Source organism: Devosia submarina (assembly GCF_003056345.1).
GTDB classification, from domain to species: Bacteria; Pseudomonadota; Alphaproteobacteria; order Rhizobiales; family Devosiaceae; genus Devosia; species Devosia submarina.
In genome coordinates this window covers 51,322-67,075 of sequence record NZ_PYWB01000006.1, presented here as the reverse complement: position 1 = coordinate 67,075, position 15,754 = coordinate 51,322, and the positions used below count along the sequence as shown (strand labels likewise).

Sequence of the window (15,754 nt, the reverse complement as noted above, 5' to 3'; positions counted from 1 at the left end):
TGTTCAGAAGCGGCGGCGCCGTATCGGTCAAATGTCGGTCTTTCTTTGCGGTTCGATGAGGCCTTTGAGCCGCGCGACGGCGTCAGCGATCGGCAGCGTTTCGCGCTCCCCGCTCTTGCGATGCTTGATCTCGACTTCGCCGGACTTGAGCCCACGCGGTCCAAGGATGATCTGGTAGGGAATGCCCACTAAATCGGCCGTCGTGAACTTGGCCCCTGCCCCCTGGTCGCGGTCGTCATAAAGCATGTCGAGCCCGGCAGCGTTCAGCTCCCCATAGAGCTTGTCACAGGCCGCATCGCACTCCGCATCGCCCGCCTTGAGGTTGATCAACACGGCCTCAAACGGCGCCACGCTGACAGGCCAGACAATGCCCGCATCATCGTGGCAAGCCTCGATAATGGCGGGAACCAGCCGTGTCAGCCCGACACCATAGGACCCCATATGCACAACGACCTCCTTGCCGTCCGGCCCCGTCACGGTTGCCTTCATGGGTTCGGAGTACTTGGTGCCAAAGTAGAAAATATGGCCAACCTCGATGCCGCGCGCCGAAACGCGGAATTCCTCGGGCACGGCGCCCTCATATTCCGCCATGTCGACCATGTCCTCAGTTGCCGCGTAAAGCGACGTCCAATCATTGAAGATCGGCTTGAGGTCACCCTGAAAGTCAGTGTCGGGGCCGGGAATGGGCTTGTCCAGCAGGCGCTTGTCGCAGAACACCGCGCTTTCGCCCGTTTCTGCCAAAACGATCCACTCATGGCTGAGATCACCACCGATCGGCCCCGTATCCGCCCGCATCGGAATAGCCGTCAGCCCCATTCGCGCATAGGTACGCATATAGGCCACGAACATGCGCTCATAAGCTCTAACGGCCTCTTCCTTGGTGAGGTCGAAGGAATAGGCGTCCTTCATAAGGAACTCCCGGCTGCGCATGGTCCCAAAGCGGGGACGCACCTCATCGCGGAACTTCCACTGGATGTGGTAGAGATTGAGCGGCAGATCCTTGTAGGACTTCACAAAGCTGCGGAAAATGTCGGTGATCATCTCCTCGTTCGTAGGCCCGTAAAGGAACTCGCGCTCATGGCGATCCTCGATGCGCAGCATCTCCTTGCCATAGGCCTCATAGCGCCCCGATTCACGCCAGAGGTCGGCCGACTGAATGGTCGGCATCAGCAATTCGATCGCGCCGGAGCGGTTCTGCTCCTCCTCGATGATCCGCTGCACCTTCATCAGCACCTTGTAGCCCAGCGGTAGCCACGAATAGAGCCCCGACGCCTGCTGGCGGATCATGCCGGCACGCAACATCAGCCGATGCGAAACTATTTCCGCTTCCTTCGGAACGTCGCGTAACACTGGTAAGAAATACCGGGACAGGCGCATGGGAACTCCCGAAAGAAACAATCGACTCAAGCTTTTCGTGGCGCTCACTCAAACCCTGTTAGACCCTCCGATGCAAGCATGGAAGGCATGCAGAATCTGCGTGACAGCCCCGTAACAACTTGTTAGGGTCTAGATCAATAAAGCTAAGGTGGTTCAAACCGCCGACGTCGACAGCGTCTAGGGAGGAGCGTTGGCAGCGCGCTTCAGTAGCGCACCTAAGACCAGCGTATTGTCGAACAACTAATTCAGCGGGGCCTAGCGCCCCGCTTTTTTATTGCTAAGCTTGAAGGCGCCAAGTCTCTGCCAACCGCTTGCTCGAGAACGATTTCAGCTCTGAGAAACATAACTAGGCATTACAGGCGCTCGACCTTAGCCGAAAAGTCAATACCACCAGCAACCAAGCTGCTCACACGCCGTCTAACGGCAGCCGAACGCTTAGCGGTTCCAGTAGCGGTAAAGGGTTTCGTTGCTCAGCCCCCAGAACAGCAGCGCTGTCAAGATCGCTGCCAGAGCCGTTGCTGCGAGCATCCTGCGGACCAAGGCAGGGGTGACCGGTGCCCCGGGTTCGGTGCCGGCCACAATCTCACCTGCCTCGTGCTGGCTGCGCGCGCCGATCGGCAACACAGCCACAAAGCTGATCCACCAGACAACAAGGAAGACTGCAATAATGGAAATGACCGGCATCACTGCCTCCCTTGCTCGAACTGCCGCACTGATAGCGTCAATCTGATCAGAACTACACCCTGTGCACGAACACAGAAACGTTTGGCTTGCGCCCCCAATAGGCGTTCACCTCGTTCCGGATCGCCTTGAACAGAGCCGAGTTCAGAACTTCGGTATCGCTGCGGCGCTTGGGCGGCATCGACTTGAGGACGCTGCCTACCGTATCTTCCACCAGATCATTCAGGGACTCGTCGTCCGTTTCCGGCAACCCCTCGATCACGAGATCTGGGCCCGACACGATGTGCCCATTGCTGTTGACGCAAAGGCTCACCACCACATGTCCGCCAAAGGAAAGGCGCCGGCGCCCCTTGACCCCGGACTCCTCCGGCGTGCAAAGCACTAGCCCATCGAGGTAAAGCTCGCCAGTGCGCACCTCGCCTGGGAAAGCCATTGGTTCGGGGAAAAGGCGAACCATGTCCCCATTGCGGGCTTCGCAGACATTGGGAATGCCTGCCTCGCGCCCTAGCTTAGCATGCGCCTCTAGGTGCACCGCTTCTCCATGCACTGGCACCAGCACTTCGGGCTTCACCCATTCATAGAGCCGGCGCAATTCCCCACGACGCGGATGGCCGGTCACGTGGACCAGCCCGTCATTGGCGGTCACAACTTCCACGCCCTTGTCGATGAGCCTGTTCTGGATGTCGATGACTTCGCGCTCATTGCCCGGAATGGCCCAGGACGAGAAAATCATCCGATCGCCTGCATTAAGATCAATCACCGGATGCTCGCCCCGTGCAATGCGTGCGATGGCGGCTCGCGCCTCACCCTGGCTGCCCGTGCAGATCAGGACAATCTTGTTTCGGGCCAGCGTCTTATAGGCATCCTGGTCCAACAAGGGCGGGAGCCCCTCTAGCATTCCCAGTTCCTTGGCGATGCCCATGATGCGGTGCAGCGACCGCCCGGACATAACCACCTGGCGGCCAGCCTTTTCAGCCGCGCGAACGATGGACACTACCCGGCCGACATTGGAAGCAAAGGTGGTAACAGCCACCCGGTTCGGCGCATCGGCGATCAAGGCTGCAAGGTTTTCACCCACTTCCGCCTCGCTCGGGCTCTCGCCTTCCTTGACGGCATTGGTGGAGTCACAAACCAGGGCCAGCGGTGTCGAACGATCCTCACCGATCTGCTGCAAGCGCGCCACGTCGGTGGGCGCGTTAAGCACCGGCGTGGGATCGAGCTTCCAGTCGCCCGTATGCAATACGCGACCGACAGGCGTGCTGATCAGCAGGGCGTTCGATTCAGGAATGGAATGCGCAACGTTGATCGCTTCAAGCGTAAACGGGCCAATATTGAACGGCTTCCCTGGCTCCATGATGGTGACGTCGACATTCTCGACGATACCGTCCCCTGCCCGTTTTGCCGCCAGCATCGCGGCCGTAAAAGGCGTGCAGTAAACTGGCTTTTCGAAACCAGGCCATAGGTCGAGAACCGCACCATAATGGTCTTCGTGGCTGTGGGTCAGAATGAGGGCTAGAACATCATCAGCCCGTTCCTCCAGGAACTCCGGGTTTGCCATAATGAGTTCAATCCCCGGCAGGTCTGGCCCGCCGAAGGTGACGCCACAATCCACCACAATCCATTTACGCGAGCGCTCCGGTCCAAACCCGTAGGCGCCCATGTTCATGCCAATTTCGCCTACCCCGCCCAGGGGCACGAAAACGAGTTCATCCCTTTGGTTTTGAGCCATGGGTTTGTCTCTCCTTGTCGAGCGCAACGCCGGAGCGATCATTGGTCGCCGGTCGCCTGCGTTAATGATGGTCAGCTTCGGGCGCTGGCCGTTGCCCCAAAATGCACATCGCCTGCAGTAATGGCGACGCGACGGTTGTCGTCTGACCTCACAATGAGGCGCCCGGCACCGTCGATCGTTTCAAATATGCCCCGGAGCACATCGCCGTTCTGGTTCACCGCCACCGGCGAACCAATCCCCGCGGCAGCACCGCGCCATTGATCCAACACAGCCGCAACACCGCGGCTGTCATCCCACAAGGAAAACGCATCAACCCAAGCTTCACTCAGGGCCAGGAACACATCTTCGGTCGTGCGGCTGACACCTAGGTCAGCCAAGCTGGTTGCGGGGTAAGGCAGCCCCACTGGCGCCGAAACCACATTGACGCCAATTCCGACGGCAATTGCGTGCTTCCCCTCAGGAGATTTGCTCGCCTCGAGCAGAATGCCGGCAAGCTTGGCGCCATCGGCTAGCACGTCATTGGGCCACTTGAGCGCGACACGCGCCTCGCCAGCCAAGGCGTCGGCGCCGTCTAGCCCGATCTTTACCAAGCCCCTGGGCAATATATCTGCCAGTGCCGATTTCAGTGCCACACCGGCAACAAAACCCAGCGTGGCTGAAAGGTTAGGATCCACATCCGGGATGATCAACAGGGTGGCAGCGAGATTGCCATGGGGGTTCACCCATTGACGGCCGCGCCGACCCCTGCCTGCTGTTTGTTCCCGAGCGGCAAACCATATTCCGCCTGGATCACCGGCAGCCGCCGCCGCGATTGCCTCGATATTGGTCGAGCCAACGCTGTCAAAGCCGCGCAGCCGATATCCGGCTGCGCGCGCCTTTGGTCCGAGCGAGAACTCGCTCACCTAGAACAGGCTTCCAGCGGCTGTGTGCGCCAAGCTCGCAAGCGGCCCACCTACCGTAAAGAAATAGGTGACGATGAAGAAGCCGGTCACAGCCATGATGATCGTCAATTCGGCAGGTACGGCCTGAAACCGGTGCACCGGTTCATCGAAATACATCACCTTGACGACACGCAGGTAGTAAAACGCGCTAACGGCCGATGCCAGAACACCAATCACGGCAAGCAGGTAAAGCTGAGCGTCGATAGCCGCAAGGAACGCATGCCACTTGGCAAAGAAGCCAGCCAGGGGCGGCATGCCGATCAGCGAGAACATCAGCACGGCCATGATCGCCGCTACGAATGGCCGTCCTTGCGCAGCGCCAGCGAGCTCATCAATGGTTTCCACATAGCCGCCTTCCGTGCGGAACGACAGCAAGCAGGCAAACAAGCCCACCGTCATGGCCACATAGATCGCCATATAGATCGCAACGCCTTCAACGCCCACCTGCGTTCCTGCCGACAGACCCACAAGGGCAAAGCCGACGTGACCGATGGAGGAATAGGCAATCAGGCGCTTGATGGAGCGCTGGCCAATAGCCGCAAAGGCAGCCAGGACCATGGAAGCGATCGAGAGGAAAATAACGATCTGCTGCCAATCGCTGGTGATGCCCTGAAATGCATCCATGACCAGCCGCACAAACATCGACATGGCCGCAACCTTTGGCGCCGCCGCAAAGAATGCGGTGACCGGCGTAGGGGCGCCCTCATAAACGTCGGGCGTCCACATGTGGAACGGCACGGCCGAAACCTTGAACGCCACGCCAGCGAGCACGAACACCACGCCAAAAATCAGGCCGATCGAGCGACCTTCCGAAGCGATGGCGACCACGATCTCCTGCAGATTTGTGTGCCCGGTGAAGCCATAAACAAGCGAGGCGCCATAAATCAGCATGCCGGAGCTGAGCGCACCCAGAACGAAATACTTAAGGCCTGCTTCGGTCGCCTTCGGGTCCTCGCGCTTGATGGCGGCCATGACGTAGAACGCCAGGGACTGCAGCTCCAGGCTCACATAAAGGCTCATCATGTCGTTGGCCGAAACCAGCGCCATCATGCCCAGCGTCGCGAGCAGAGCCAGAATGGAATACTCGAACTTGTGCGTACCGTTCTCTTCAGCGCTCGGGATGGCAAGCAACAGCGTCAGTGCCGCGCCGGCAACCACCAACACTTTCATGAAGCGCGCAAAGCTGTCGGCGATGTAAACGCCGTTGAACAGGACCCCTTCTGCGGGAACAAACAGGATCAGCGCACCAACGACGGCCAGCAACAGTACGGCCGCATAGGACACCAGCAGCGAGCGTTCCTTGTTGATGAACACACCAATCAGCAGAAGCACCACAGTGCCCACTGCAAGCAGCATCTCCGGATACGCGGGAGCAAGGCTCGCGAAATCTACAACGTCTGAGTTCACGGGACTCTCCTAGTGGGAAGCTGCCGGGGCAGCCGCCTCTGTAGCGGCATGCTCTTCGGCTGGTGCAGGCGCAACTTCGCCCAGCTGTGGATTGAGCGCGGTCTGATCCATGCCGATCGACGCGGAATAATGCGCGACCAGATTGTCGACGGCCGCAGCACTGGTGTCCAGGATCGGCGATGGATAGAAGCCGAACACAATAGTCAAGGCGATCAGCGGGTAAAGGATCACCTTCTCGCGCAAGCTAAGGTCGAGGATACCGCGCAGGCTTTCCTTGCTCAGCGCACCCCAGATCACCCGACGGTATAGCCAGAGACCATAGCAGGCCGAGAAGATAACACCGAAAGCTGCGCCAAACCCAACCCAAGTGTTGACCTGGAACACACCCATCATCGTGAGGAATTCACCCACGAAGCCGGAAGTGCCTGGCAAGCCGACATTGGCCATGGTGAAGATCAGAAACGCAAAGGCATAGGCCGGCATGCGTTCAACCAGACCGCCATAAGCGTCAATGTCTCGCGTGTGCATGCGGTCGTAGATAACACCGACGCACAGGAACAAGGCGCCCGACACAATGCCGTGCGAGATCATCTGGAACACGCCGCCCTGAATACCCAAGGCATTGCCGGCGAAGATACCCATAGTCACAAAGCCCATATGGGCCACAGACGAGTAGGCAATCAGCTTCTTGATGTCGGTCTGTACCAGTGCAACCAGCGAGGTCACGATAATGGCGGCAACAGAAAGGAAGAAGATGATGTTCGCAAATTGTGCCGACGCATCGGGGAACATGGGAAGGCTGAAGCGCAGGAACCCGTAACCGCCAAGCTTGAGCAGGATGGCAGCAAGGATCACCGAGCCTGCCGTTGGTGCCTGCACGTGGGCCTCAGGAAGCCAGCGATGAAGCGGCCACATCGGCATCTTGACGGCAAACGACAGGAAAAACGCCCACCAGAGCCATGGCTGCCAGGACAGCGGGAAATCATGGGTCATCAGCTTGACGATATCAGTCGTGCCGCTGTTCCAGTACATGGCCATGATGGCCAGCAGCATCAGAACCGAGCCTGCAAACGTATAAAAGAAGAATTTGTAGCTCGCCTGGATACGGGCCGATCCGCCCCAGATGCCGATGATCAGGAACATCGGCAGCAGAGTGCCCTCGAAGAACACGTAGAACATGGCCAGATCGAGCGTGGTGAACACGCCGACCATCAGCGTTTCGAGGAGAAGGAATACAACCATGTACTCCTTGACCCGCGTTTCCACCGACTCCCAGCTTGCAAGGATGCAGAAGGGCATCAGCAGAGCCGAAAGCACCACGAACAGCACCGAGATACCGTCGACGCCGACACGATAGCCGATAGTGTCGCCGATCCAGGCATTGTTCACAACGAACTGGAAGCCTGGATTGGACGGATCGAAGGCAGCCCACATCCACAAGGACAGGACAAGTGTTACGAGGCTGACCGCGAAAGCCGTCCAGCGGATTGCGCCGAGTGACTCACGGGGGGTGACCAGGATCGCAATGGCCCCAAGCAGCGGCAGCCATGTCAGGATCGTCAGGATAGTATTGTCGAAGGTCATTTAGATCAGTCCCCCGGCCGCAATGGCCCAGGTCAGCAGAGCCGCAATGCCGATCAGCATGGCGAAGGCGTAGTGGTAGAGGTAGCCAGACTGAAGCCTCACAACCCAGGAGGTAACATTCTGCACGCGACGGCCAAGACCCTCGGTCAGCTTGTCGTTGATCAGCCAATCATCGAAACCACGCCAGAAGGCGCGCCCGACCCAAACAGCAGGCCTGACGAAAATCCGATCATAGAGCTCGTCGAAATACCACTTGTTGAGCAGGAACCGGTACAGACCTGGGTTCTGCGCGGCGATACGGCCCGGAACCGCGGGTTCCTTGATGTACATGAACCACGCGGTAACGAAACCGATGATCATGGCGATCGTGGCGCTCCACTTCACCCAAAGCGGCACATGGTGTGCGCCTTCGATGATCTCGTGGTCGACATAGATGGCTCCCGCGAAGAAGTGCTCCACATGTTCCAGGCTCTCGAAGAACATGCTGTAGAACACCGCACCAGACAGCACCGCACCCACTGCCAGCACATAGAGCGGCACCAGCATTACATTGGGTGACTCATGCGCATTGTCATGGGCAGAGCCATGGTGCGCATGATCGTGATGGCCATGATCATGTGCATTGCTGTCGTCAATCGGCTCATGGTGCGTCTCGGCTGCGGCATGTGCCACATCCGGATGAGCAGTGTGCGCATGCTGGGCGTCCCGCGGCGAACCGTGGAACGTCAGATGTATCAGGCGCCAGGAATAGAAGCTCGTGAACACCGCGGCGATCACCAGCAACCAGAAGGCAAGGCTGCCCACATTGCCGCCATAGGCATAAGCAGCCTCGATGATGGAGTCCTTGGAGAAGAACCCGGCAAAGCCAAGGAATGTCCCCGGAATGCCCACACCGGTCAGCGCCAGCGTGCCGATCAGCATCATGGCATAGGTGATCGGGATCTTCTTGCCTAAGCCCCCCATGTTGCGCATGTCCTGCTCATGGTGCATCGCATGGATCACCGAGCCAGCACCAAGGAACAACAGGGCCTTGAAGAAGGCGTGCGTGAAAAGATGGAACACACCAGCCGAGTACGCACCCGTGCCCAAAGCCACAAACATGTAGCCCAGCTGCGAACAGGTTGAATAAGCGATCACCCGCTTGATGTCGTTCTGCACGAGCCCGATGGTTGCCGCAAAGAACGCCGTGATTGCACCGATGACGATGACCACGGTCAAAGCCGTTGGTGAAGTTTCAAACATTGGCGACAGGCGCGCCACCATGAACACGCCCGCGGTCACCATCGTAGCCGCGTGGATCAGTGCCGACACAGGGGTCGGACCTTCCATCGCATCAGGCAGCCAGGTGTGGAGCAGGAACTGCGCCGACTTACCCATGGCACCCATGAACAGGAGCAGGCAAATCACGGTTAGGGCATGCACATCCCAACCCAGGAACCGCATCGTAAAATTGCTCACCGCCGGCAAATTGCTGAAAGCCGTATCGAAATCGACGGTACCAAGCAGCATGAAGCTGCCGAAGATGCCTAGAGCAAAGCCAAAGTCACCAACACGGTTGACCACGAAGGCCTTCATCGCAGCCGCATTGGCCGAGGGACGAGTGTACCAGAAGCCGATCAGCAGATAGGACGCCAGCCCCACGCCTTCCCAGCCAAAGAACATCTGGACGAAATTGTCAGCCGTCACCAGCATCAGCATGGCGAAGGTGAATAGCGACAGATACGCAAAGAAACGGCTGCGATGAGGGTCTTCGGCCATGTAGCCGATGGAATACACATGCACGAGGCTGGAGACGGTGTTGACCACGACCAGCATGATCGCTGTGAGCGTATCGACGCGCAGGATCCAGCGCACATCCATGTCACCGACCTGGATCCATCGCATGACCTCGACCTTGACCGCAGCTGCCTGGCCAACGCCTGCCTCTGCGCCCAAGAGGCCGCCACCGAACGCAACCGGGAGGAACACCACCCAGCTCAGCACGGCCGAGATGATCAACAGGCCCGTTGTGATGTACTCGCTTGGACGATGTCCAATCGTGCGGCCCAGCAGGCCCGCTACCAGTGCGCCAATAAGGGGCAGGAAAACAATCGCTTGAATCATAGCGGTGGTTCTTAGCCCTTCATCATGTTGGCGTCTTCAACCGCGATCGTGCCGCGGTTGCGGAAGAAGATGACCAGCACTGCCAGCCCGATCGCTGCTTCGGCAGCAGCAACCGTCAAGATGAACAGTGCAAACACCTGCCCCTGCAAATCGTTGAGCTCAGCCGAGAAAGCCACCAGATTGAGATTGACCCCCAGCAGGATCAATTCCACCGACATCAGGATGACGATGATGTTCTTGCGGTTGAGAAAAATGCCGAACACGCCGAGCGTGAACAAGATTGCGGCTACGGTCAGGTAGTGACCGAGCCCGATACCCAAGCCCATATTTGCCTCCTACAGTCCTTGACCGCTTTTGACTTTGACCACTTGCATGGTTTCGGATGGACGCCGTGCCACCTGCTTGATCGCATCCTGCCGCTTTACATTGGGCTTGTGCCGCAAGGTCAGCACGATAGCGCCGATCATGGCGACCAGCAGAACCGCGCCCGCACCCTGGAACAGGAACACATAGCGCGTGTAGAGCACCGTCCCCAACGCACGTGTATTATCCATGCCTTCGCTGATCGGCAGCGCCGACGATCCAGCCGCCTCGGGCGAAACCACGAAGCTCCCCGCGACCAGCAGCAGTTCGAGCAAGAGCACGATTCCCACGACCACGCCAATGGGAGCATATTGCAACATGCCAGAGCGCAAGGACGCAAAATCCACGTCCAGCATCATCACGACGAAAAGGAACAGGACCGCGACTGCGCCCACGTAAACCACGATCAGGATCAGCGCGAGGAACTCTGCCCCCGCCAGCATGAACAAGCCGGCTGCATTGAAGAACGCAAGGATCAGAAACATCACGGCATGGACGGGATTGCGCGAAGCAACAACCATCGCAGCCGAGGCGATGGCAACAGCCGAAAACACATAGAAGAAGAACAGCGGAAGGGTCATGCTCTTTCCTCTTAGCGATAGGGTGCATCGGCAGACAGGTTGGCAGCGATCTCACGCTCCCACCGGTCGCCATTCGCCAAGAGCTTCTCCTTGGAGAAATAGAGCTCTTCGCGGGTTTCTGTTGCAAACTCAAAGTTCGGGCCTTCCACGATCGCATCGACCGGGCAGGCCTCCTGGCAGAAGCCGCAATAGATGCACTTCACCATGTCGAGGTCGTAGCGAACGGTACGGCGCGTGCCGTCATTCTGGCGCGGGCCTGCTTCGATGGTAATTGCTTGCGCTGGGCATACTGCTTCGCAAAGCTTGCAGGCAATGCAGCGCTCTTCCCCATTGGGATAGCGACGCAAGGCGTGTTCGCCACGGAAGCGCGGGCTCACCTGACCCTTTTCGAAGGGGTAGTTGATGGTCGGCTTGGGCGCGAAAAAATACTTCATGGTCAACCAGAAGGACTTCGCAAATTCACGCATGATCAGCGTGTTGACGAGTTGGGAAGCGCGCATCAGGCGGTTCCTCCGTGCCAGCCCCAGCCCGTAAGCTGGAGAACGAATGCTACAATGATGACGCAGATCAGCGAGATAGGCAGGAATACTTTCCAGCCAATGCGCATGAGCTGGTCATAGCGGTACCGGGGGACAATCGCCTTGGCCATGGCGATCATGAAGAACATCATGCTCAGCTTGAGGAAGAACCAGATGAAGCCCGGTATCCAGGTAAAGGGCGGCAGATCGATAGGCGCTGTCCACCCACCCAGGAACAGGATGGTTGCCATCGCGCACATCAGGAGGATCGAGATATACTCGCCCAGCATGAACAGCATGTACGGGGTCGAGGAATATTCGGTCATGAACCCGGCAACCAGCTCGGATTCGCCTTCCACCAGATCAAAGGGCGGCCGGTTTGTTTCGGCAAGCGACGAAATATAAAACACCACGAACATGGGGAAAAGCGGCAGCCAGAACCAGTTCAGGAATGTCAGCTGCGGAAGACCGATCATATGGGCCAGGCCCATCTCGTACTGCGCACGAATGATGTCGTTGAGGTTCAGCGAACCCACGCACAGCAGGACCGTGATGATCACAAGGCCAATGGAGACCTCGTAGGACACCATCTGCGCGGCTGAACGGAGCGAACCCAGGAACGGGTACTTCGAGTTCGAAGCCCAGCCACCGATGATCACGCCATAAACGCCAAGCGAGGAAAGCCCTAGGATGTAAAGAATACCGACATTGATGTCGGCCATGGCCCAGCCATCATTGACCGGCACCACAGCCCAGCCGCCGAGCGCAAGGGTTGCCGTAATCAACGGTGCCAGGATGAACAACACCTTGTCCGAACCAGCCGGAATAACAGCTTCCTTGAGGGCGAACTTGAGCAGGTCCGCAAAGCTCTGCAGCAGCCCGAATGGGCCCACCACGTTGGGGCCGCGCCGGATTTGCACGGCAGCCCAGATCTTTCGGTCGGCCAGGAGGATGAACGCCGTAAAGATCAGCAGCGCCACAAGCAACAGCAACGCCTTGTAGATGAACCCAACCTGCACGCCCAATCCAAGGATTGGAATGCCCAGCAGGTAATCAAGCGCGGAGTTGATAGAATCCATAGTGCTTTCCTACTCCGCTGCCTGCCTGAGGCCCGCCGCGGTCGCCGCGCACTCGCCCATGACCGCAGAGGCGCGTGCGATTGGATTGGTGAGATAGAAGTCGGAGATCGGCGAGGCGAACTGCCTGCTGACAGCCTTCACCTTGCCCTTCGCGAGCTTGGTAATATCGTCAATCGTGCCAAAAGCAATGCCATCGATGCGCGCCAGGTGTGGATGTTCTGCATAAATCGCTGCGCGCAATTGGCTCAGCGAGTTGAACGGCAGCGGCACGCCGACCACAGCGGACAAGGCACGGATAATGGCCCAGTCTTCCTTAGCGTCGCCTGGCGGGAAAATGGCCCGCGTGGTCACCTGAACCCGACCTTCCGTGTTGACGTAGGTCGCGCTCTTTTCGGTATATGTCGCGGCCGGCAGGATAATGTCGGCGCGATGGGCGCCATTATCGCCATGCGTGCCAATATAAACAACCAGCGTACTGCTCAGCTGCGACAGATCATACTCGTCAGCGCCCAGCAGAAACAAAACGTCCACAGCGCCCGAAAGCATGCCAGCGGTGTCTGCGCCTGTCTCCGCCGGGATGAAGCCGACGTCCAGTGCGCCAACGCGAGCAGCAGCATTGTGCAGCACGGCAAAGCCGTTCCAGCCTTCGGCGAGTTCGGCATTGCTGGTCGCGAGCTTGGCAGCAGCAGCCAGCACGTCAGCCGACGCAGCGCCTTCACCAACGATCACCAAGGGCTTCTTGGCGCGGGCCCAAAGCTCGGCAAAGCTGCCCTTGCCGGCAACAAGATCGGAAAGGCTATCCGTGCCATTGCCCAGGTGCTGCACGGCATATGTCAGGTCCGCGTTTTCGCCAATCAGGCCGATCGGCAGGCCAGTGGCGCGCCACACCTTGCGAATGCGGGCATTGACCAACGACGCTTCGATGCGCGGATTGGTGCCGATTAGCAAAATAGCGTCGGCTTCTTCGATGCCAGCGATCGTTGGATTGAACAGGTACGAAGCGCGGCCGTTCGCAGCCGAAAGCACGGAACCCTCCGGACGCGAGTCCACATTGCCCGAGCCGATTGAAGCCAGGAACTTGTTAAGCGCGAACATCTCTTCGACGCCCGCTAGATCACCTGCAATAGCACCAACACGGTTCCCCGCCTTGGCAATGGCCCGGGCGACCGCCACAAAGGCGTCATCCCAGGTTGTCGCACTCAGCTTTCCGTTGCGGCGAACATAGGGGCGATCAAGACGCTGGTTCTTGAGGCCATCCCATACAAAGCGGGTCTTGTCCGAGATCCACTCTTCGTTGATGGCCTCGTTGATGCGGGGCAGGATGCGCATGACTTCACGCCCACGGCTATCCACCCGAATGGCAGACCCAACCGCATCCATGACGTCGATGGATTCAGTCTTGGTCAGCTCCCAAGGACGGGCAGCAAAGGCGTAAGGCTTGCTGGTCAGAGCACCAACGGGGCAGAGATCGATCACATTGCCCTGCAGCTCGCTGCTCAGCGCCTTTTCCAGATAGGTGGTGATCTCGGCATCCTCGCCGCGACCCAGAAGACCCATCTCGGCAACGCCAGCCACTTCGGTCGTAAAGCGGACGCAACGCGTGCAATGGATGCAGCGGTTCATCGAGGTCTTGACCAATGGGCCAATATACTTGTCCTCGACGGCGCGCTTGTTTTCGGCAAAGCGGTTCTTGTCCACGCCATAAGCCATGGCCTGGTCCTGCAAATCGCATTCGCCGCCCTGATCGCAGATCGGGCAATCAAGCGGATGGTTGATCAGCAGGAATTCCATCACGCCTTCGCGGGCCTTTTTGACCATGGGCGTGTTGGTGAACATTTCGGGCGGCTCGCCATTAGGGCCGGGCCGCAGATCCTTCACCGACATAGCGCAAGAGGCCTGTGGCTTGGGTGGACCGCCTTTGACTTCAACCAGGCACATGCGGCAATTGCCGGCCACAGAGAGGCGCTCATGGTAGCAGAAGCGCGGAATCTCGGCGCCTGCAGCTTCGGCTGCCTGCATCAGAGTGTAGTAGTCCGGAACTTCGACGAGCTGGCCGTCAACCTTGATATTTGCCATCAGCCCTACTCCGCCGCAATCGACGGAACGGCGCCGTCGGATGTGGACGAATATGTATATTGATCGATCCGCGCCTCGATCACGTGGCGGAAATTGCGGATCAGGCCCTGGATGGGCCAGGCGGCAGCGTCACCGAGCGCACAGATCGTGTGCCCTTCGACCTGCTTGGTCACTTCAAAAAGCATGTCGATCTCGCGCTTCTGCGCACGGCCTTCGACCATGCGTTCCATGACGCGCATCATCCAGCCGGTGCCTTCACGGCACGGCGTGCACTGGCCGCAGCTCTCATGTTTGTAGAAAGCCGACAGACGCCAGATCGCCTTGATGATGTCGGTCGACTTGTCCATGACAATGATCGCCGCAGTACCCATGGAAGAACCCACCTCACGCAGCCCATCGAAATCGACGATTGCGTTCTGGATTTTCTCACCCGGAACACAGGGCACAGAGGCGCCACCTGGAATCACGGCCAGCAGATTGTCCCAGCCGCCGCGAACACCACCACAGTGCTTCTCAATGATGTCCTTGAAGCTTTCGCCCATGGCCTCTTCGAACGTGGCGGGATTGTTCACATGGCCCGACACGCACATCAGCTTGGTGCCGGTATTGTTTGCGCGACCAATGGAAGCGAACCAAGCACCCGAGCGGCGCAGGATTTCCGGCACGACGGCGATCGACTCGACGTTGTTCACGGTGGTCGGGTTGCCATAAACGCCCATGCCCGCCGGAAACGGCGGCTTGAGCCGGGGTTGGCCCTTCTTGCCTTCCAGCGATTCCATGAGAGCGGTTTCTTCACCGCACACATAGGCGCCAGCGCCATGATGGACGATGATGTCCAGGTCCCAGCCGTGGATGTTGTCCTTGCCGATCAGCTTGGCTTCATAAGCCTCCTTGACGGCATGCTCGAGGTGCTGGCGTTCACGGATGAACTCGCCCCGCACATAGATAAACGCAAGATGCGCATCCATGGCGCGAGCGGCCAGAAGGCAGCCCTCCACCAGATGATGCGGATCATGCCGCAGGATCTCACGGTCCTTGCACGTACCGGGTTCGGACTCGTCGGCATTGACCAGCAGGTAATGCGGACGACCGTCGCTCACCTTGGGCATAAAGGTCCATTTAAGCGCAGTCGGGAACCCTGCCCCGCCACGGCCCCGCAGGCCTGAAGCCTTGACTTCGTTGGTGATCCAGTCACGGCCCGAGTCAATGAACTCCCTGGTGCCAGCCCAGGCGCCGCGTTGCCGCGCGCCGGCCAGCGTCCAGTCATGACGGCCATAAAGATTGGTGAAAATGCGGTCTTTATCAGCGAGCACTT

The 15,754-nt window shown here is 58.8% G+C and carries 13 protein-coding genes; all 13 read right to left on the bottom strand.

Annotation, left to right across the window (positions count from 1 at the left end; all coding sequences use genetic code 11):
• Positions 1–27: 27 nt before the first annotated feature.
• Positions 28–1,377: a proline--tRNA ligase gene (proS, locus tag DDE77_RS09925; protein WP_108397318.1), complete on the bottom strand. Its 1,350-nt coding sequence runs from the start codon at positions 1,375–1,377 to the stop codon at positions 28–30.
• Positions 1,378–1,812: 435 nt separating this feature from the next.
• Positions 1,813–2,061: a DUF1467 family protein gene (locus DDE77_RS09920; protein WP_108397317.1), complete on the bottom strand. Its 249-nt coding sequence runs from the start codon at positions 2,059–2,061 to the stop codon at positions 1,813–1,815.
• A gap of 52 nt (positions 2,062–2,113) precedes the next feature.
• Positions 2,114–3,787, bottom strand: coding sequence for a ribonuclease J (locus DDE77_RS09915; RefSeq protein WP_108397316.1), 1,674 nt, complete (start codon positions 3,785–3,787; stop codon positions 2,114–2,116).
• Between the two features lie 71 nt (positions 3,788–3,858).
• Positions 3,859–4,689, bottom strand: coding sequence for a biotin--[acetyl-CoA-carboxylase] ligase (locus DDE77_RS09910; protein ID WP_108397315.1), 831 nt, complete (start codon positions 4,687–4,689; stop codon positions 3,859–3,861).
• Positions 4,690–6,135 (bottom strand): NADH-quinone oxidoreductase subunit NuoN, encoded by a 1,446-nt coding sequence (nuoN, locus tag DDE77_RS09905; RefSeq protein WP_108397314.1) that lies wholly within the window; start codon positions 6,133–6,135, stop codon positions 4,690–4,692.
• 9 nt (positions 6,136–6,144) lie between these two features.
• Positions 6,145–7,719 carry an NADH-quinone oxidoreductase subunit M gene (locus DDE77_RS09900; RefSeq protein ID WP_108397313.1) on the bottom strand — a complete coding sequence of 525 codons (1,575 nt, stop codon included), beginning with the start codon at positions 7,717–7,719 and terminating at the stop codon, positions 6,145–6,147.
• A complete protein-coding gene (gene nuoL, locus DDE77_RS09895) occupies positions 7,720–9,822 on the bottom strand; it encodes an NADH-quinone oxidoreductase subunit L (protein WP_108397312.1) in 2,103 nt (700 codons plus the stop codon). It lies immediately after the preceding gene.
• Positions 9,823–9,833: 11 nt separating this feature from the next.
• The gene (gene nuoK, locus DDE77_RS09890) at positions 9,834–10,142 is read right to left on the bottom strand and encodes an NADH-quinone oxidoreductase subunit NuoK (protein WP_108397540.1); all 309 of its coding nucleotides are present in this window, start codon (positions 10,140–10,142) and stop codon (positions 9,834–9,836) included.
• A 15-nt stretch (positions 10,143–10,157) separates the two neighbouring features.
• On the bottom strand, positions 10,158–10,766 hold the full coding sequence (locus DDE77_RS09885) for an NADH-quinone oxidoreductase subunit J (RefSeq protein WP_108397311.1): 609 nt from the start codon (positions 10,764–10,766) through the stop codon (positions 10,158–10,160).
• A gap of 11 nt (positions 10,767–10,777) precedes the next feature.
• Positions 10,778–11,266: an NADH-quinone oxidoreductase subunit NuoI gene (nuoI, locus tag DDE77_RS09880; RefSeq protein WP_108397310.1), complete on the bottom strand. Its 489-nt coding sequence runs from the start codon at positions 11,264–11,266 to the stop codon at positions 10,778–10,780.
• Positions 11,266–12,363 (bottom strand): NADH-quinone oxidoreductase subunit NuoH, encoded by a 1,098-nt coding sequence (gene nuoH, locus DDE77_RS09875; protein ID WP_108397309.1) that lies wholly within the window; start codon positions 12,361–12,363, stop codon positions 11,266–11,268. The genes nuoI and nuoH overlap by 1 nt, the downstream gene beginning before the upstream one ends.
• Positions 12,364–12,372: 9 nt before the next feature.
• Positions 12,373–14,439 (bottom strand): NADH-quinone oxidoreductase subunit NuoG, encoded by a 2,067-nt coding sequence (nuoG, locus tag DDE77_RS09870; protein WP_108397308.1) that lies wholly within the window; start codon positions 14,437–14,439, stop codon positions 12,373–12,375.
• Positions 14,440–14,444: 5 nt separating this feature from the next.
• A complete protein-coding gene (gene nuoF, locus DDE77_RS09865) occupies positions 14,445–15,752 on the bottom strand; it encodes an NADH-quinone oxidoreductase subunit NuoF (RefSeq protein ID WP_108397307.1) in 1,308 nt (435 codons plus the stop codon).
• Between the last annotated feature and the right edge of the window lie 2 nt (positions 15,753–15,754).

What these genes read in the sequence shown, in the direction of transcription:
- DDE77_RS09915 (WP_108397316.1), bottom strand. Translation starts at nt 3,787, where the DNA reads ATGGCTCAAAACCAAAGGGATGAACTCGTTTTCGTGCCCCTGGGCGGG.
- DDE77_RS09885 (WP_108397311.1), bottom strand. Translation starts at nt 10,766, where the DNA reads ATGACCCTTCCGCTGTTCTTCTTCTATGTGTTTTCGGCTGTTGCCATC.
- nuoL (WP_108397312.1), bottom strand. Translation starts at nt 9,822, where the DNA reads ATGATTCAAGCGATTGTTTTCCTGCCCCTTATTGGCGCACTGGTAGCG.
- DDE77_RS09900 (WP_108397313.1), bottom strand. Translation starts at nt 7,719, where the DNA reads ATGACCTTCGACAATACTATCCTGACGATCCTGACATGGCTGCCGCTG.
- proS (WP_108397318.1), bottom strand. Translation starts at nt 1,377, where the DNA reads ATGCGCCTGTCCCGGTATTTCTTACCAGTGTTACGCGACGTTCCGAAG.
- nuoG (WP_108397308.1), bottom strand. Translation starts at nt 14,439, where the DNA reads ATGGCAAATATCAAGGTTGACGGCCAGCTCGTCGAAGTTCCGGACTAC.
- nuoI (WP_108397310.1), bottom strand. Translation starts at nt 11,266, where the DNA reads ATGCGCGCTTCCCAACTCGTCAACACGCTGATCATGCGTGAATTTGCG.
- nuoH (WP_108397309.1), bottom strand. Translation starts at nt 12,363, where the DNA reads ATGGATTCTATCAACTCCGCGCTTGATTACCTGCTGGGCATTCCAATC.
- DDE77_RS09920 (WP_108397317.1), bottom strand. Translation starts at nt 2,061, where the DNA reads ATGCCGGTCATTTCCATTATTGCAGTCTTCCTTGTTGTCTGGTGGATC.